Below are 16,150 nucleotides of genomic sequence, written 5' to 3'. Positions count from 1 at the left end.
ATCAACCCGGGCATGGACCCGTTTGGTTCTCCCTTTTCAAAAATTCCACAGGTATACTGCTGGATGCGACTCGTCTTCATTTACAACGCCAAGAGCGGGCTCCTGAACGGCGCGCTGGACTTCGTCCACAAGATCGTCTCGCCCGATACGTATGCGTGCTCCCTGTGTGGACTGACGTATGGACCGCTCGGAATGAAGCGGGCGTGGGCGGACTTCGTGGAATCGCTTCCGGTCGAGGTTGCCTTCACCTATCCTGACCGCATGCCCGCGCTCCCGGACGGCCAGCCGCTGCCCGCGCTCCCGGTGGGCGTACTTGTGGACAAGGACAACCACAAGGACAACCACAAGGATAACCGTTGTGAAATCCTGTTGTCGGCGTCGGACATGAACGCCTGTACGTCCTTGGACGAGTTGATGGCGCGGGTCACCGAGCGCCTGGACACGGTTCGTCCGCCCCACCCGCCGAGGGACGCTAAGCCCTGATTTTCGGCCAGAACACCGGTGTGGACGCCGGATACGCCCAGGATGAGCCGGGGTCCGACCAGGCCTGCCCATACCATCAGGAAGGCCCCGATGATCATACGAATTGTACCCGTGCGATTCTCACGTGTACACCCGTTACTCTCCGAGAATGTGCTTCGGAATCCGCATGGTCACGAGCATGTGGGGCACGTCCACGGTCTCAGCGATCTTCAGGTCGGCCACCGTCGAGGCGAGCACATACGCCTCCGTCCGCGACATGCCCGACTTCCCGGCAATATGGTCAACCATCGCCCGCGTGGCCATCCGCGCCGCATCGTCTATCGTCGTGCCATATCCCGTTACCGCATAGTACTCGTCGTTTTCGTACTGGGGAGACGGGATATCACCCGCTCCCTTTATGATGCGTATCTCAAAAACCGTACGCAGCGGGCCCTCGATGGCGGTTCCGGACACCTCACCGTCACCCTGGGCTACATGTGGATCGCCGATGGAAAACAGGCCCCCTTCGACGAACACCGGGAAGTAGGCCGTCGTGCCCGCGACCAGGTCCTTGTCATCCATGTTGCCTCCGTTCGCCCGTGGAGGAACGGTCGAGAGCAGGGAGTCCGTTGCCGGCGCGACGCCCATCACGCCCGGAAACGGCCTGAACGGAATTTCAATACCGTAACCGAAGTCGGCCGACGTATCGCCCGGCTCGAATTCATAGATCTTGAGGAACGGTTCATTGAACTCATCTGCGAGAAAACCGAAACCGGGGAAAACGGCTGACCAACCCCAGTCCTGAACCTCGATCTCATGAAGCGTGACAGCCAGCAAGTCACCGGGCTCGGCGCCCTGCACGTACACGGGGCCGGTCAGCGCGTGAAACGGGTCGGCTGCGAGGATGGACGAAAGCTCGCTCGCCGTCGTTTGCGGCGTCATGTACCCGCCCGACGCTTCCACAAGGAACGCTTCAATAACGGCACCCGACTCCACGGTCAACACCGGCTCAAACGTCCGGCTCCATTTGTTGTGACCGTTCTCAGCCGTAATGGTGTAGGCCGGTTCAGGCGTCGAGGTGGGTGATTCGGTGGACGGAGAAGGGCTGCAACCGACTGAAGCGGATAGCAGCAGGACGAGAAGAAAGCGGGGCATGACGGTTCCGGGGTTGAATGAGCGACGACCGCCTGAAAAGTATTCCATCCCGGGCAAAGTTGATACGGTCCGGTGTCGGCGGTGCTCATCCATGAGGTGACGGGCGGATTTACTCGCAAACATCAACACCCCAACCATCCGACTACCGCCGAGCATGGTTTGCTCGTTAGTCGGGCCCCTGACGGGGCCCTCGTTTGAACCGCCTCGGCGGTTCGACCCCTGCCACATCACTCCAAAGAAAAAGGCCCCACGAGGGGGCCTTTTCTTTGGAGGTGACGGGCGGATTCGAACCGCCGTACAGGGTTTTGCAGACCCTTGCCTAGCCACTCGGCCACGTCACCAGGATCCGTGTTGGGCGCGCCCGGCAGGACTCGAACCTGCAACCTGCGGTTTAGAAGACCGCTGCTCTATCCGGTTGAGCTACGGGCGCAGGAGCCTTCCGTTTCAAAATGGTCGGGGTGGCAGGATTCGAACCTGCGACCCTCTGCTCCCAAAGCAGATGCGCTAACCGGGCTGCGCTACACCCCGAAGTGTCGTCGAACTAGAGCCGGTTCTTGGCTTCCTTGAGTTCGTTCTGTACGTCATCCACGTGTACCATCTTGTAACGGAACGCGTACTGACCATTGGATTTTTTCTCGGAGACGACCAGTTTGGCCATTTTTTTGGCTTCCGCTTTCTGGCGGAGGACCTTGTCACCGAATGCCTGTTTCTTTGCCATTGTTCGTCAGCGTTACTTCGTTTCGCGGTGCAGCGTGTGCTTGCGCAGAACGGGGTTGTACTTCTTGAGCTCAAGCCGTCCGGGCGTGTTGCGCCGGTTCTTCATGCTTGAGTACCTGGAGGAGCCGGGAGCTTCCGTGCAGTCCAGGATGACTTTGTGGCGAACGTCTTTTGCCTTTGCCATGGTGGTTTACTCAGATCTTGACGCCGTTCTTACGGGCGTCTTTCAATACGGCAGTGATTCCGTTCTTGTTGATCGTCTTGATGGTTGTTGCCGAGACGCGCAACGTGATCCAGCGATCTTCTTCCGGAATGTAGAACCGCTTTTTCTGCAGGTTCACTTCAAAGCGACGTTTGGCCTTGTTATTGGCGTGGGACACGTGGTTCCCCGCAACCGGGCCCTTTCCCGTCAGCTGGTCTTTTCTGGACATGGTGTTGTAACTGTGTTCGGGGGGGTAGCTGTCAAACAGCACAGACTGGTAAATATAGCGCACAGATCGTGCCCGAAGCAAACGCCAAACCGGCAGAAGTGACCCGGGGTTCCATCTGATTTGTGTGAATGCGGCTCAGCCGTCCACAGCGACCGCTTCTGCGGGGTTGATTTTGGATGCGCGGACGGCCGGGTACCAAGCCGCCAGAATACACAATGCCAGGGCCAGGGAGCCTATGAGCAGGACATCCAGGGGACGGATGGCCACCGGATACGCATCGATCAGGAACGAGCCCGCATCGGCCAACGGAACCCATTCGAACCGTTGTTGCGCCCAGGCCAGACCCACACCGAGCATCACCCCCACCCCGCTGCCCAACAGACCGATATACAGCCCCTCGGCCAGGAAAATGCGGCGGATGTTGCGCCGGGTGACGCCCATGGCCCGCAGGACCCCCACGTCCCGCCGTTTCTCGATCACGATCATGGTCAGCGCGCCCACGATGTTGAAGGCCGCCACCAGCACGATCAGCATGAGCAGCAGCGTGGCCCCGTATTTCTCGAGTTGCATGACTTCGTAGAGCGATCGCTGCAGGTCGTACCAGGTCTGGACCCGGTACTGGCCGGCCGGAAGCCGGGCCTCGAGCCAGGTCTTGACCGCGGCCGCGTCGTCCAGGTCCGACAGGCGGACATCTATGCCCGAGACGGCGTCCGGAATGCGGAACAGTCGCCGGGCTTCATCGATGTGGATGAACGCGTGGCTTTCGTCGAACACCGACTCGAGCTGGAACAGTCCGCGCACCTCGAACTGATGCAACGGGGTTCCGGAGAGTACGCGGGTAAACATGCGCTCAATGGCCGGGGCGGACACCAGCGCCACGCGCGAAGCTTCCTGGCCCGGCCCCCCCGGCGACAAGAGCAACCGCTCGCCGAGCCGGCGGCCGAGTACGATGCCGCCACTTCCGCCGTCGCGTGCCAGATTGAACGACCCAAAGGTCGTGCCGGCCACCACGCCTTCATCGGCCTGCAGCCGCGCCGGATCGACCCCCCGTACGACAACCACCTTGTTCACGTCTCCCGCGCCCTCATGCAAGAGCAGGGCCTTGCCTTCGATGTAGGGAACCGCCTGGACCACCGCCGGGTGGGTCCCGGCCAGTTCGAGCAGGGAGTCGGCATGGGCAATACCGTTGGCCTCCACGTGCTCAATCCGCACGTGCGGGTCGTAGGACACCAGCATGTCCCGAACGAAATCGAAAAAACCGTTCAGGACCGACAGCACCACGATCAACGCCGCCACGCCCAGTGCCACACCGATGACCGATATCCCGGTAATCCGGGAAATCAGGGGCATGGATCGTTTTCCGGACAGGTACCGGCGGGCTATGAACAGGCGGTAGTCACCCATCCTGGTCCAGCAGGGACGTCGGGCGCGTGAAGGCATCGGGAGCGACCGTGCGGGGAAGGTCCACGTGATCGGTCACGATGGCCGACGTCCCCGGCATGTTCGTCTTGCGCGGGGCCACACGGACCGTATCGCCGCCCTCCACGACAAAGGCCTGGTAGTCCTCCCATCGCCATTTCGTGATGGGCCGGTCGGTCCGGCCCTGGAGGATGTATCCCCACATATCCAGCATGCGCGACTCCCGTTCAATCCAGAACCAGAACTGGTCGCCCGGCGTCAGGCCCACATTGTCGTAGGTGGTCTTGATGACGGCAAATTCCGCGTCCGACGAGTCGGGCACAAAACTCCGTGAAACACCCGGATCCAGCAATTTGATGGGCGCCAAAAGCCAGTACGTATCGTTGATGTAGGCGCCATACGCCCGGGACACGTAATCGGCCAGCGTATCGGCGGCGACCGCCTGGCCGTCCACAAAGGCCGATCCCTCCTGTGTATTCACGTTGAATAAAACAACCTCCCGGCCGCCTTCCACATCGCGCTCCACCCGGTAGTCGCCCGTGAACCGGTCCCAGAGATGGCTGCGGAACACGGTGCGCGTGGAATCGGCCGCCCGGCCGAAGTCGAACCGGATGTACCGGACGCGGGACCAGGCATCGGGCCCGCCGACCGCATGGAAAACATCCATGGCCAGCGAGTCGGCCTGCGTCTCGAGCGGCGGCAGGTCCATGGTCACGCCCGCAGGTGGCGTCTCGGTGGACGGGGACGTGCAAGCCGCCAGGAACAGGAAGGGGAGCAGAGGCAAGATCTGGGGCAGGCGCGGAATGGATGGCATGGGATGAGCCGGTCGGGTGGAATCTTCGGAGGATGCGAAAGTACGGCGTTACCCGAACAATACCGGTGCCTGCCGGGTTTGTGCCGGAAATGGATGCGTGCGCGGCATATCGACGAGTACTCGGGGTGGCATGTGTTGCCCTTGCCTTCGTCGCGCCCCTGGCACACGCTCAGGAGCGTGAGCCGGGCCACCAGGAAGCCCCCCGGGGAATCGGTGCCCAGGTCATGCTGACCAATTCCGGTTTCGGACTCGGGGGATACGTGCGGCGACTGCTCCGGGACGACCAGGTCTTCACCGTCGAAGTAAACGTATCGAACACGAAGGACGAGCGGGAGGTCGCCTTCTTCGACCGGTTCGGCCGCCAGGACGTCCCCAACAAGGCGAACTATCTCCTGGAAATTCCCCTGCAGCTGGGCCTGGAGCGGCGCCTGTTCCGTTCCCGCATCGAGGACAACTTCCGGCCCTTCTTCCACGTTTCGGCGGGTCCGGTACTGGGCTGGGTCTACCCGTATTTCGGGGACGACAACAACAACGGCACCTTCGACAGCGGGGAGCGCACCTACGGCGCCTTGTCCGGGGTCACCCGCGGGCGGGCTGTACCCGGATTGTCCGCCAGTGCATCCATCGGCGCCAATTTCGGCGAACTCGAGGGCGCCTCGCAGGGGGTTCGCATCGGATTCCGGATATCCCGGTTCCACGAACCCGTCGAGCTTCTGGAGCGCAGCATAAAGCCGCCCGACCAGGTCCTCATGACGCCCATGATCCTGGTCTACTTCGGACGCCTTATACGTTGAAGCGGAACAGGATGACGTCGCCGTCCTTCACCGTGTATTCCTTGCCTTCGGACCGGAGGACGCCTGCTTCGCGTGCCTTGGATTCACCGCCGAGCCGCACATAGTCGTCGTAGGCAATGGTTTCGGCGCGGATGAAGCCCCGCTCGAAGTCGCTGTGGATGGCACCGGCGGCCTGCGGGGCCTTCGTTCCCCGGGCAATCGTCCACGCACGCGTCTCTTTCGGACCGGAGGTGAAATAGGTGATGAGCCCGAGCAGGTCATAGGCCGCTACGACGAGTCGCTCGAGGCCGCCCTTGTCCAAGCCCAGGTCCGCCAGGAATTCCGCCCGCTCGGTATCGTCGAGCTCGGCCATCTGGGACTCCAGTTCGGCCGATACGATGACCACGCCCGCACCCTCGGCGGCGGCAATCTCCCGGACCTTCTCCACATGGGCGTTGCCGGTGTGGATGTCGTCCTCGCTCACGTTGGCCGCGTACAGCACAGGCTTGGCGGTGAGCAGGAACAGCGACGCCAGCCATTCGGCCTCGGCGTCCGTGGTCTGCAACGTGCGTACGGCCTTTCCGTCCGACAGGAAGTCCAGGAGCCGCTCGTAGAACGCCAGCTCTTCCTTGGCCTTCTTGTCCCCGCTGCGGGCCACTTTCATGGTGCGCTCAATGCGCTTCTGGACCGCCTCGATATCCTTCAGCAGGAGTTCCGTTTCGATGACCTCGATATCGGAAGCCGGATCCACCCGGCCGGACACGTGGACCACGTTGTCGTCCTCAAAGCAGCGGACCACGTGCACGATGGCATCCACTTCGCGGATATGGCCCAGGAACTGGTTGCCCAGGCCCTCGCCCTTCGATGCTCCGGCCACAAGACCGGCAATGTCCACGAACTCGATGGTCGTGGCGACGATCTTCACCGACTTGTTGATCTCTCCCAACCGCTCCAGGCGCTCGTCGCGCACCGGGACCATGCCGACATTCGGTTCTATCGTGCAGAATGGATAGTTTGCCGATTCAGCGCCGGCCTGGCTGAGCGCATTGAAGAGCGTGGATTTGCCGACATTGGGTAGGCCGACGATTCCGCAACGGAGTGCCATGATGAACGTTGGTAGGGGAAAGCGGGGCGGATTCTTGTGTGTTTCGGGCCGCCCGCATCAAGCATGAAAGGTCAACTTTGTTTCAACTGCACAAAAAATGCGTTCAGGACCACGTGGCGGTGAGGACCCGGTGCGCGGCCTTTTGCCTGGCCTTTTGCGCGTATATCTGCGCGGCCCTGCTCGGGTGGCTCGCCCTCTTGTCTGCCCTGGCGCCGGGCGTCCACGCCCAGACCACGTCCCTCGGACTGAGCCGGGCTCCGGAGGGGACCTTCGTGCAGGTGGGGCCCGCCGTGCTGGGCGGAGAGGGCGTCGCGGTGGGCGGGGTGATGGCCGGACGCATGTTCACCCGGGAGGTGCATTTCATCGGGGATATCGAGCCGCTGTTCCGCAAGAGCGAGGACCAATCACGCGTTGCCCTGCTGGTGGGCGTGGCCGTGCGGGTCTACGGGATTGAACGCACCATCGGAAACGTGCCGTACCGTGGTTTCGACGTGGACGTGGCGCTGCGCGCCGGCCCCGCCGTTTCGTTTTCCACCCGGGATGACCTTGTGGCCCGCAACAACCGTTTCGCGCTGCTGCTGGAACCGGCCGTCCGGATTACCCATGCCCGGCCCTGGAAGAGCGCCACGCGGCCCGGCCGCGTGTGGTTTGCGGAGTTGGGGACCGTGGGGCCCTCGTTCCGGATGGGACTCTGGCTGCCGTTGTAGGGTGCTTACGGCCTGCCCTCAGCCCGAGAACGGGACCTGTTCGAAGTCGCGCTCCGGAAGACGCACCGCCGTCAGCATACCCAGCGCGGAATTCGCGTGGAAGACGCACCCCGTGTCGATGTTGATGAGCCGCTCCCGGTTGATGGGCATACTGACCGGGGTATGCCCGCAGACAACGGTCTTTTCCCACAGGAGCATGTCCGTTTTCATGTGGGACCGTTCCCACATGAACACCTGGGGATCGGCCAGTTCCAGGTTCTGGGCCACCGACATGGTGGGATTGAGTCCGGCATGGACAAACACGAATTCGTCGGTCTCGTACCACAAATCCGTTTCCCGGATGAACGCGATGTGTTCATCGGGGATGACAATCGTCCCGGTGTCGTCCCGGTAGCTTTCCAGCGTGGTCGTTCCCCCGTTGATGGCGAACAACTCATATTCGTCGCGGTCCAACCACCCCAGGAACAGGTCCTCGTGATTGCCCCGGAGGAACGTGCACGTGATGGTTTTCCGGAGCTCCAGCAAGTGGTCGATGACCGCTTTCGAATCCGGCCCCCGGTCGATGTAGTCGCCCACGAATACCAGGTGGTCGTCAGGCTGGACGTCGAGCTGCGTGAGGAGGGCCTTCAGGGACCGTGCGCAACCGTGGATGTCACCGATGGCTATCAATCCCATGCCGGTCAGCCCTCCAGCCCGATAAGGCCGCGGCCGGATTTCTTGAGCTGCCCTTCGGCCTTCAGGTCCGCCAGGATGGCGTCCAGGATGCCGTTGACGAACTGACCGGAACGTTCCGTGGAGTAGCGCTTGGCGACTTCAATGGCCTCGTTGATGGTCACTTTGGGCGGGATGTCCGGGAAGTACTTCAATTCGACAATGGCTATCCGCAGTACGATGCGGTCGACCAGGGCAATCCGGGAAATGTCCCAGTTCTGCGTGTATTTCTCAAGCAGCGCGTTGGTCTCATCGGTGGCGTCGAGGGTCCGGAGAAAGAGTTTCGTGGCGAATGCAATGCCCTCGCGGTCATCCATCTGCCCATCGATGATGGTCTTGATGACGTGATCCGCATTGTCCACGCCTACCGTGAATGCGTAAACCGCCTGCATGACGCGCTCACGCGCTTCGCGTCGCGTACTCATGGGTGGACACCGTGTTCGTCAAAAAACAGAATCACAGGATAGGGCGGTTTCCGGCTGCCATGCAATCGGCGTTCCCGGATTCATGAAGGGTTCCTTTACACGACTGACACGTCCTGGCCCGGTGGATGCGTTATGCCGGACAGCGGCGCGGGTCTACCGTCAGTATACCGACCCGAGCAGGCCCACCCGTCATGCCACTCGTTCCCCGCATTGCGCCCCACACGTGGCTTCCACTCGTCGTCAGCGGGGGTCTGGTTCTGGGGGGTTCATCCGGCAGGCTGGTGTGGACGGGTACGGGTGCCGTCCCTGTCCTCGCGCTGGGCACCGGATGGGCGGTGCTGGGGCTGGTACTGGCTCTTCGCCGCCAGCGCCCCGGCTCTACCCATCCACAAGGTCCTGCAACGGGCGCTCACACTCTCCTTCCGTTGCTGGGCGTGGCGGTCATGGCCCTGACCGGATTTGTCCTGGGATGCTTCCATTCCGGGGCGACTCCCGCCCCGTTCCGGCAGGAGCCGCGCCTGCAGGTGGTCGAGGGATCCGTGGAGCGGGTGACGGGCGGCGGGAGCGGATTCCTGCTCTGCCGCCGGAAGGCCTGTGTGCTGGTCCGCCTGCCACAGCCCTACCCCGCCCCGGCCCGAAGCATTCCCTCCTCTTCCCATACCCTCCCGATCTTTGCCGCCGGGAGCCGGGTGGTCGTGCGTGGCCGTCTCCGGGCCGCCGCGCATCCCCTGAACCCGTTCGATTTCGACGAGGCGTCCTGGCTGCGGGGCCTGGGCGCCGTGGGGGTCATTGACGAGGTCACCGGCCTGTATTCCATCCATGGCGCCGGCAGGATTCAGACGGTCCGGATGCACCTCCACCGGCAGGCGGCCAATACCTTCGACCGCACGCTGGCCACACCCCTCAGCCGCGCCCTGGCCCGCGCGCTCTGGCTGGGAGACCGGTCGCACATTCCGGAGGAGGTGCAGGCCACCTTCGCGGATTCGGGCCTGGCCCATGTACTGGCCGTATCGGGACTGCATGTCGGCTTTGTGGCATTGGCACTGGTGGCGGCCCTCCGCATGGTACTGCGCCGCGTCAAGGTGGCCGAGGGCGTCCGCCGCGCCGTCACGGGAACCATGGCGGCCGTCGGACTGGTCGGGCTCAGTTGGTGGATGGGGCCTGCTCCGTCGGTGGAACGGGCAGCCATCATGGGAGCGGCGCTGCTGGTATCGGGCGCCTTCCGCCGCAAGCCCTCACCGCGGATTGCGTTTGCCTGGGCCATACTGCTCTCCCTGTTCATGACGCCGACCGCGTGGCGCTCGGTCGGGTGGCAGCTGTCCTTCAGCGCGGTCGGCGCCATCCTCCTGGTTCTGCCGTGGCTGTCCCGGCTCCGCAGGCGGCCGGCGGCCTCGGCGCTCGTCGTCACGGCAGCGGCGTGGCTCGGGACGGCGCCGGTACTCGTACTGAGCTTCGGCCAGAGCCCGGCTGCCGGCGCCGCCCTGAGCCCATTGGCCGTACCCCTCATGGCCCCCATGCTCCTGACCTCCCTCTCCGCGCTCGTGGATCCGGGACCCCTGTCCGTGTTGCTGACGGAAGCCCTGGCGGCCACACTCCATGCCATGGCGCGGTTCGGATCCTCGTGGCCGGATTGGACGCGCTGGTCAGCCCCGCCCGGGGTCTTCACTCCGCTCTTGCTGCTCCCGTGGATGGGGTTGTGGGCGCTGCGTCCGGGACCGCCGCGTGCCCGGACTCGCCGGTCCACGATCGGGATATGGGTGAGCATCCTGCTGCTTGTCCTGACGCCCCGCCAGCATCCCCCCATCGTGCAGCAACTTCATGTGGGGCAGGGCGATGCATCCATCATCATGCTCCCGGGACGTACCCTCGTCATCGATTCCGGCCCATCGAACCGGTCGGGGGAAACCGTGGCGGCACACATCACGGGATGGGGGCGGCGACGCATCGACGGGCTCATCCATTCCCACGAACACGCCGATCATACCGGGGGCACGCCGCGCCTGGCGCATCTCCTGCCCGTTCAGACGTTCGCATCCCAACACACCCTCCGGCGGGGCGATACCGTGGACGTGGGCCCTGGCGCACGATTATACGTGCTCGGCCCGGCACGGCACCCGATACGCGACGCGAACAACGACTCCGTCGTCCTGCGCCTCCAGGTCGGACGCCGTTCATGGCTTTTCCTCGGAGACACCGAGGCACCCGCCGAGCGGAGCCTGGTCCGTCACATGGGCCCGATGTTGGACGTGGATGTCGTCAAGGCGGGCCATCACGGTTCGGCCACCAGCAGCACGCCGGAACTGATCGCGCACGCATCGGCTGCCACCACCCTCATCAGCGCCGGCAGGAACAACCGGTTCGCGCATCCCGACCCGTCCGTCGTTGACCGATGGGCCCGCTCAGGAGCCCGGGTCCACGTTACGTTCAGCGACGGCGCGTGGATTTCACCACCGGATCAGTGATCAATGAATACCGCAACCGGCGCGCCCTTCAGCAAATGCTCCGTGGACTTGCCCAGGTGCAGGCTTCGCAGCGACCGCTTCGTCTTGGCTCCCGCCACAATCAAATCGGCACCCATGGCCTTGGCCTGCGTCAGGATGCACGTATCCACATCCCGCTCCTGCATCCGCAGCACGTTGGCCGCAAAGCCGTGGGCCGACAGATAATCCTTGGCCAGCGTCAGGTACAGGTCGCTGTCCGTCGGATCCTCATCGTCCACGTGCAGCACGGTCAACTCGATGTCGGGTCCGAATGGCGCAAGATGGATGAAGCGTCGAAGCGCCCGCGCGGACGGATTGCACCCGTCCGTCGCAAAAAGCACCTTCTTGATGGGCCGGTACGTCTTCGGAATCACCAGTGTGGGGCCGATGGTGGACTCGATGACGTGAGCCAGGGTGTTCGTATCCTGCTTCGGGTGCGCATAGAAAAAGTGGGGATCCTTCCCGATGACCAACAGGTCGTGGTACTTCATGTCCTCCACAATGCGCTGGAAAGGGACGCCTTCGGCGACGGTTTCCACATGCTCACATCCTGCGGCATCCACGGTCTTCCGGAACGACTCCAGGAGGGAACGGGCCTTCTGACGGGTCTCTTCCGTCAGCTTCTCCCGCAGTTTTTCCATGTAGTACATGGATCCGATGCCGCCGCCCCGGCTGGTGGATTCAATGCCCCCCATGTCCACGACGGCCAATCCGGTCAGGCGTGCACCGGAGCGTTTTGCGATGTCAATGGCGTATTTGGTGGCGGTAGGAGTGTCGGAATCGACATCAAGGGCAACCAGGATGCGTTTGATCATGGCAGGCAGGACGAATGTGGGATTGCAGATGGTGAAAGTATACAATCCGAAGGGTCCTGCCAAACAGACTGTCCACACGCTTTCCGAGTATTGATTGGAAATTTATTGGAAAGGATAGTTGTAGTAGGGCCTGTGGATATGTGGAAACGTTTCCTCCATCCACAGCTTCACCCGGTGCCAACGGAAGTTGTCAACGGACTTGACGGATGCCGCTGTGCATGGATGGAACGGGTTCCTTCCCGTTGTCCCGGATCTTTCAACAGGCGTTGCCGGGGGCTTGTTGGAAACTCCATCCGGGTTGTCCGTGGAAAGCCGTCTCATGGATTGTGCGAAGGTCGGTGGTTTCCAACAACCGTACGCCGGGAATCCCATCTCCCACCAATTACCAACGCGGTTTCAACACGGTTTGCCCAACGCGGTGAACATCTCTTTCTTGTAGGCTTCGACCCCCGGTTGATCGAACGGATTGACGCCAAGCAAATACCCCATGACGGCAATGGCGTGTTCGAAGAAGTACATGAGTTGGCCAATGGACTCGGCACTCACGGCCGGCATCCCGATATGGGTGACGGGAACGCCGCCGGCGATATGGGCCTTCAGCGTACCCTCGAATGCGGCGCGGTTGACGTCCCGCATCCTGCGGCCCTCCAGGTACGAAAGCCCGTCCAGATCGGCCGGATCACCCGGCACACGGAGCGTTGACGAGCCCGACTCCACCGTCAGGAAGGTTTCGATGAGCGTACGCCGCCCCTCCTGGATGAACTGACCCACGGAGTGGAGGTCGGTCGTGAAGGTGCAGACCGAGGGGAACAGTCCCTGATGGTTCTTGCCCTCCGATTCCCCGAAGAGTTGTTGCCACCAGGCCCCCATCCGCGTCATTCGGGGATCCATCACCGAAAGCACCTCGGTCGTATAGCCCGCCTCATGCAGCAGCCAACGGCGCATGGCATATTCCAGGGCGGGATTGTCGTCCTCCGATGCCAACGTGCGCATCATCGTGACCGATCCGTAGAACAGCGTTCGGATATCGATGCCGGCCGCGGCCATCGGCAACAGGCCGACGGGCGTCAGGGCCGAGAACCGGCCCCCTACGTCGCCCGGAATGGTGAATGTGCGGTAGCCTTTTTCCGATGCGAGCGTGCGCAGGGCACCGTGGTGGGCATCGGTCGTGGCAATAATGCGGCGATCGGCATCCTCGAACGTCTCCTCCATGAACGCGCGGATGAACCGGAAGGCCAGGGCGGGCTCGAGCGTGGTGCCGCTCTTCGAGATTACGTTCACATAGACCGACTTGCCCTTCAGCCATTCCAGCAGGCCGGCCAGGTATTCCGTGGACAGGTGATGGCCTGCAAAAACGACGGGTGTCCGTCCGGCGTCCGGAAAGGCGGGCGTCAGGGCCTGGATGACGGCATCGGCGCCGAGGTAGGATCCCCCGATTCCGATACAGACCAGCACATCGGCCCGCTCACGGATTTCGAGGGCCACCTGTTCGACCTGGTCCAGCAGGGCATCGTCGGGCTCGGCCAGCAGGCGTCGCCATCCCAGCCACTCGGGACCGGCGCCGGTCCCCTGGAGCAGGGCGCGATGGGCGGCCCGGGCACGGGGCAGCATGCGCTGGCGATCCGGTTCCGGCAGGTGGGCGTTGCTGCCCGTGAAATCGAAGGAAAGCATGGTGCGGAGCAGGGTTGTAAACTGGTGCGTATGCCCGGGAGTCGGAGCATGCCAAAGTAGTACGAAATACCGTCAGAAATGAGAACGTTCCTGTCCGTGGGGCCCGCCCTGCGCCTGGTCCTGGACGATGTCCGCAAGCGAGATGATGAATGGCTGGAGCCGGGCGCCTGGCTCGATGCAGACCAACTGCACGGCATTCTGGGGCGGCGGATTTCGCGGGATGTGGTAGCTACGGTCGATGTCCCGGATTTCGCGAGTTCGGCCATGGATGGATACGCGGTCCGTCATGAGGACCTGGGACCGGATGGCGGCGTGCTGCGGGTGGTGTCGCATGCGGCGGCCGGACGACCGACGGCCCGGCCACTCACGGCCGGCGAGGCCGTGCGGATCATGACCGGGGCGCCGGTGCCGGTGGGCGCCAATGCCGTGGTACCGGTCGAGTGGACCAAGGTGGAAGGAAACGATGAAGAGGGCTGGGCCTCCGTCGACGGGTCCGTCATCGTGGACCGCGGCATTGAGGCGGGCAAACATGTGCGCCCGGCGGCCGAGGACGTGCGCGCGGGGCAGCGGGTGCTGCGCGCCGGGACCGTGATCACACCGCCGGTGGTGGGCGTCCTGGCCGGACTCGGCGTAGACCGGTTGGCCGTGCAGTTCCAACCCCGCGTCAGGATCGTCTCGACGGGAGATGAAATCGTGGATCCGGCGTCGGACCCGGTGTTCGGACAGGTGCGCAATACGAACGGGCCAGGCCTGGCGGCCCAGGCGCTGCTGGCGGGAGGACGACTCGCGGGCGACGGGCGGGCGTGGACGCACGTGCCGGATGACCTGGAGGCGCTCACCGGACAGGTCGCAGAGGCCGTGCGCCGGGCGGATGTCGTCGTTCTTTCGGGCGGCGTCAGCATGGGCGCCCACGATCACGTGCAGGACGCGCTGCGCGCGGCCGGCGTCGAACTCCTGTTCTGGAAAGTGCGCCAACGACCCGGAAAACCCCTGTTGTATGGCCGTGCGGGCCATTGCCACGTCTTCGGCCTGCCGGGCAATCCGGTAAGCGCCGCCATGGGGTTCGAGATGTATGTCCGCCCTCTCATGGAAACGATGGCCGGCCGGACGCCCGCGGACTGGTCCGCCGGTGAGGGTCTGGTGACGGCCATCCTGGAGGAGGACATCCGGAAGCCGGAAGGACTGCACACGTTCGTGCGCGGTGTGGCGCGGCCCGGTGACGAAGGATGGCGTGTGCGCACCACAGGAGCCCAGGGGTCCAACCTGTACGGATCCGTACTGCAGGCCAACTGCGTGGTGCACGTTCCCGAGGGGGTCGCCGCTCCCGCTGCCGGATGGAAGGTTTCCATCCAGTGGCTGCCGTGGGCGATCCCGGTCGTCTGAACAGGCCCTACTTCTTGAATACGGGCTCGAATTCCGTGAGGGGCAACCCCGGTGACAGGGCCGATCCGTTCCGGGATCGCTTCAACTCGATGTCGTAGGCAACCCGGTCGCTGCGGTAGAACCGCTGCTGGTAGTAGATGGGACGATTCTGTTCCGTGTAGGAGGTCCGCTCGATCACGAGCAGCGCCCGGCCCCAGGGGACATCCAGGAACTGGGCAACATCATTGGGCGCGTTGACCGCTTCAATACGGAAACGGCCACGACAGACACAGATGTCGTATTCCCGTTCCAGCACCGTGAAAATGGTCTCCTTTTCCATGTCGAAGTCCGACAGCAACTGCGCGTAGAACATGGGCAGCCAGGTACGGTCGAAAGCCATCGGTTCGCCGTCACCGGTCCGGAGCCGGTCTATGCGCATGACGGGACTGTCGTTCTCGATTTCCAGTTGTTCGGAAATCCGGGTCGATGCCGTTTCCTGCTCGTAGTGCAGGATGCGGCTGGCAGGGACCAGGCCCGCCGCTTCCATGTCCTCAACGAAGTCCGTCAGGCGAACGAGCCCCTGATGGATCCGGTTGTCCTTGACGAAAGAGCCGAGTCCCTGTCGGCGATAAATCAGATTGTCCGCTTCCAGGGTCTGCAGGGCCCGTCGCACGGTAATTCGACTCACGTCGAATTGCTTTCCGAGCTGACTCTCCGAAGGCAGTTGATGATCTTCCGTCCACTCTCCGGCTTCAATTTTCGATCGAATCCAGGTACTGACGGTTTCGTGGCGGGGCTTGCCCGCCATGTGGACGCTGCTCATGAGTGGAATGGGTTTGGCTCTGCTTGTCAGTACAAGCAACCCGGCATAAGGATCCGGCGTCAGGGCCCGCCCGACACACCATGCGGGGCTTACATGGCATTGGATCAAGGATCCGGCCCGATGGTTCGCCAACGCGCCCACTTGTAATTACAAGTAGGCCGTGCGCGATGGCACAGGTCGGGGTGATCAGGAGTTCTTAAATGTAACCTGCCAGGTTACAAATTGTAAAGACTCCCGGGCGCACCCGAAACAGGGTCCGGAAGGTCAGGTTGCGCCTTCC

Annotated in this window: 17 protein-coding genes and 3 tRNA genes; 5 read left to right on the top strand and 15 right to left on the bottom strand. The window is 63.2% G+C overall.

Annotated elements, in window-relative coordinates:
* The first annotated feature begins 63 nt into the window (after positions 1-63).
* Positions 64-483, top strand: coding sequence for a hypothetical protein (locus RIE53_10720; protein ID MEQ9105158.1), 420 nt, complete (start codon positions 64-66; stop codon positions 481-483).
* A gap of 135 nt (positions 484-618) precedes the next feature.
* Here RIE53_10720 and RIE53_10715 read toward each other — a convergent pair whose 3' ends face one another.
* From RIE53_10715 to RIE53_10675, 9 genes are all read right to left on the bottom strand, one after another.
* A complete protein-coding gene (locus tag RIE53_10715; protein MEQ9105157.1) occupies positions 619-1,617 on the bottom strand; it encodes an acetamidase/formamidase family protein in 999 nt (332 codons plus the stop codon).
* A gap of 267 nt (positions 1,618-1,884) precedes the next feature.
* A tRNA-Cys gene (locus tag RIE53_10710) sits at positions 1,885-1,958 on the bottom strand.
* A gap of 15 nt (positions 1,959-1,973) precedes the next feature.
* Positions 1,974-2,047 (bottom strand) — tRNA-Arg (locus RIE53_10705).
* 20 nt (positions 2,048-2,067) lie between these two features.
* Positions 2,068-2,145, bottom strand: a tRNA-Pro gene (locus RIE53_10700).
* Between the two features lie 13 nt (positions 2,146-2,158).
* Positions 2,159-2,335 (bottom strand): hypothetical protein, encoded by a 177-nt coding sequence (locus tag RIE53_10695; protein MEQ9105156.1) that lies wholly within the window; start codon positions 2,333-2,335, stop codon positions 2,159-2,161.
* Between the two features lie 12 nt (positions 2,336-2,347).
* Positions 2,348-2,518 (bottom strand): 50S ribosomal protein L33, encoded by a 171-nt coding sequence (rpmG, locus tag RIE53_10690; protein ID MEQ9105155.1) that lies wholly within the window; start codon positions 2,516-2,518, stop codon positions 2,348-2,350.
* Positions 2,519-2,528: 10 nt separating this feature from the next.
* Positions 2,529-2,765, bottom strand: a complete 237-nt coding sequence (rpmB, locus tag RIE53_10685; protein ID MEQ9105154.1) for a 50S ribosomal protein L28 — start codon at positions 2,763-2,765, stop codon at positions 2,529-2,531.
* Between the two features lie 135 nt (positions 2,766-2,900).
* Positions 2,901-4,115, bottom strand: coding sequence for an ABC transporter permease (locus tag RIE53_10680; GenBank protein MEQ9105153.1), 1,215 nt, complete (start codon positions 4,113-4,115; stop codon positions 2,901-2,903).
* A gap of 46 nt (positions 4,116-4,161) precedes the next feature.
* A complete protein-coding gene (locus RIE53_10675) occupies positions 4,162-4,998 on the bottom strand; it encodes a hypothetical protein (GenBank protein ID MEQ9105152.1) in 837 nt (278 codons plus the stop codon).
* A gap of 224 nt (positions 4,999-5,222) precedes the next feature.
* On the opposite strand from RIE53_10675, the gene RIE53_10670 reads away from it, so the two are divergent.
* Positions 5,223-5,792, top strand: coding sequence for a hypothetical protein (locus RIE53_10670; GenBank protein ID MEQ9105151.1), 570 nt, complete (start codon positions 5,223-5,225; stop codon positions 5,790-5,792).
* On the opposite strand, the gene ychF is transcribed toward RIE53_10670, so the two are convergent.
* Positions 5,782-6,876, bottom strand: a complete 1,095-nt coding sequence (ychF, locus tag RIE53_10665) for a redox-regulated ATPase YchF (GenBank protein MEQ9105150.1) — start codon at positions 6,874-6,876, stop codon at positions 5,782-5,784. The genes RIE53_10670 and ychF overlap by 11 nt on opposite strands.
* Before the next feature lie 197 nt (positions 6,877-7,073).
* Here ychF and RIE53_10660 point away from each other — a divergent pair, with 197 nt between their 5' ends.
* Positions 7,074-7,583 carry a hypothetical protein gene (locus RIE53_10660; protein ID MEQ9105149.1) on the top strand — a complete coding sequence of 170 codons (510 nt, stop codon included), beginning with the start codon at positions 7,074-7,076 and terminating at the stop codon, positions 7,581-7,583.
* Between the two features lie 18 nt (positions 7,584-7,601).
* On the opposite strand, the gene RIE53_10655 is transcribed toward RIE53_10660, so the two are convergent.
* Both RIE53_10655 and nusB read right to left on the bottom strand, forming a co-directional pair.
* On the bottom strand, positions 7,602-8,258 hold the full coding sequence (locus tag RIE53_10655) for a metallophosphoesterase family protein (protein ID MEQ9105148.1): 657 nt from the start codon (positions 8,256-8,258) through the stop codon (positions 7,602-7,604).
* A gap of 5 nt (positions 8,259-8,263) precedes the next feature.
* Positions 8,264-8,719, bottom strand: coding sequence for a transcription antitermination factor NusB (gene nusB, locus RIE53_10650; GenBank protein MEQ9105147.1), 456 nt, complete (start codon positions 8,717-8,719; stop codon positions 8,264-8,266).
* A gap of 191 nt (positions 8,720-8,910) precedes the next feature.
* Between nusB and RIE53_10645 the strand changes: the two genes are divergently transcribed.
* On the top strand, positions 8,911-11,181 hold the full coding sequence (locus RIE53_10645) for a DNA internalization-related competence protein ComEC/Rec2 (GenBank protein ID MEQ9105146.1): 2,271 nt from the start codon (positions 8,911-8,913) through the stop codon (positions 11,179-11,181).
* Here the strand turns inward: RIE53_10645 and RIE53_10640 are convergent.
* Entirely contained in the window at positions 11,175-12,014 is an 840-nt protein-coding gene (locus RIE53_10640; GenBank protein MEQ9105145.1) for a universal stress protein, read from the bottom strand. The two genes, RIE53_10645 and RIE53_10640, sit on opposite strands and share 7 nt — an antisense overlap.
* Positions 12,015-12,410: 396 nt before the next feature.
* Positions 12,411-13,685, bottom strand: a complete 1,275-nt coding sequence (locus RIE53_10635) for a glucose-6-phosphate isomerase (protein MEQ9105144.1) — start codon at positions 13,683-13,685, stop codon at positions 12,411-12,413.
* A gap of 78 nt (positions 13,686-13,763) precedes the next feature.
* On the opposite strand from RIE53_10635, the gene RIE53_10630 reads away from it, so the two are divergent.
* The gene (locus RIE53_10630; protein ID MEQ9105143.1) at positions 13,764-15,068 is read left to right on the top strand and encodes a molybdopterin molybdotransferase MoeA; all 1,305 of its coding nucleotides are present in this window, start codon (positions 13,764-13,766) and stop codon (positions 15,066-15,068) included.
* Between the two features lie 7 nt (positions 15,069-15,075).
* On the opposite strand, the gene RIE53_10625 is transcribed toward RIE53_10630, so the two are convergent.
* Complete coding sequence (locus RIE53_10625; GenBank protein ID MEQ9105142.1) at positions 15,076-15,870, bottom strand: GntR family transcriptional regulator; 795 nt, start codon at positions 15,868-15,870, stop codon at positions 15,076-15,078.
* Positions 15,871-16,150 lie beyond the last annotated feature (280 nt).

It is taken from the genome of Rhodothermales bacterium (assembly GCA_040221055.1).
Taxonomy (GTDB): domain Bacteria; phylum Bacteroidota; class Rhodothermia; order Rhodothermales; family UBA10348; genus 1-14-0-65-60-17.
The sequence above is the reverse complement of the archived record's forward strand: the minus strand, read 5'-3'. Positions and strand labels throughout refer to the sequence as shown.

Coding starts and splice junctions, on each gene's coding strand:
- RIE53_10720 (MEQ9105158.1), top strand. CDS start 64: ATGCGACTCGTCTTCATTTACAACGCCAAGAGCGGGCTCCTGAACGGC.
- RIE53_10715 (MEQ9105157.1), bottom strand. CDS start 1,617: ATGCCCCGCTTTCTTCTCGTCCTGCTGCTATCCGCTTCAGTCGGTTGC.
- RIE53_10695 (MEQ9105156.1), bottom strand. CDS start 2,335: ATGGCAAAGAAACAGGCATTCGGTGACAAGGTCCTCCGCCAGAAAGCG.
- rpmG (MEQ9105155.1), bottom strand. CDS start 2,518: ATGGCAAAGGCAAAAGACGTTCGCCACAAAGTCATCCTGGACTGCACG.
- rpmB (MEQ9105154.1), bottom strand. CDS start 2,765: ATGTCCAGAAAAGACCAGCTGACGGGAAAGGGCCCGGTTGCGGGGAAC.
- RIE53_10680 (MEQ9105153.1), bottom strand. CDS start 4,115: ATGCCCCTGATTTCCCGGATTACCGGGATATCGGTCATCGGTGTGGCA.
- RIE53_10675 (MEQ9105152.1), bottom strand. CDS start 4,998: ATGCCATCCATTCCGCGCCTGCCCCAGATCTTGCCTCTGCTCCCCTTC.
- RIE53_10670 (MEQ9105151.1), top strand. CDS start 5,223: ATGCTGACCAATTCCGGTTTCGGACTCGGGGGATACGTGCGGCGACTG.
- ychF (MEQ9105150.1), bottom strand. CDS start 6,876: ATGGCACTCCGTTGCGGAATCGTCGGCCTACCCAATGTCGGCAAATCC.
- RIE53_10655 (MEQ9105148.1), bottom strand. CDS start 8,258: ATGGGATTGATAGCCATCGGTGACATCCACGGTTGCGCACGGTCCCTG.
- nusB (MEQ9105147.1), bottom strand. CDS start 8,719: ATGAGTACGCGACGCGAAGCGCGTGAGCGCGTCATGCAGGCGGTTTAC.
- RIE53_10645 (MEQ9105146.1), top strand. CDS start 8,911: ATGCCACTCGTTCCCCGCATTGCGCCCCACACGTGGCTTCCACTCGTC.
- RIE53_10640 (MEQ9105145.1), bottom strand. CDS start 12,014: ATGATCAAACGCATCCTGGTTGCCCTTGATGTCGATTCCGACACTCCT.
- RIE53_10635 (MEQ9105144.1), bottom strand. CDS start 13,685: ATGCTTTCCTTCGATTTCACGGGCAGCAACGCCCACCTGCCGGAACCG.
- RIE53_10630 (MEQ9105143.1), top strand. CDS start 13,764: ATGAGAACGTTCCTGTCCGTGGGGCCCGCCCTGCGCCTGGTCCTGGAC.
- RIE53_10625 (MEQ9105142.1), bottom strand. CDS start 15,870: ATGAGCAGCGTCCACATGGCGGGCAAGCCCCGCCACGAAACCGTCAGT.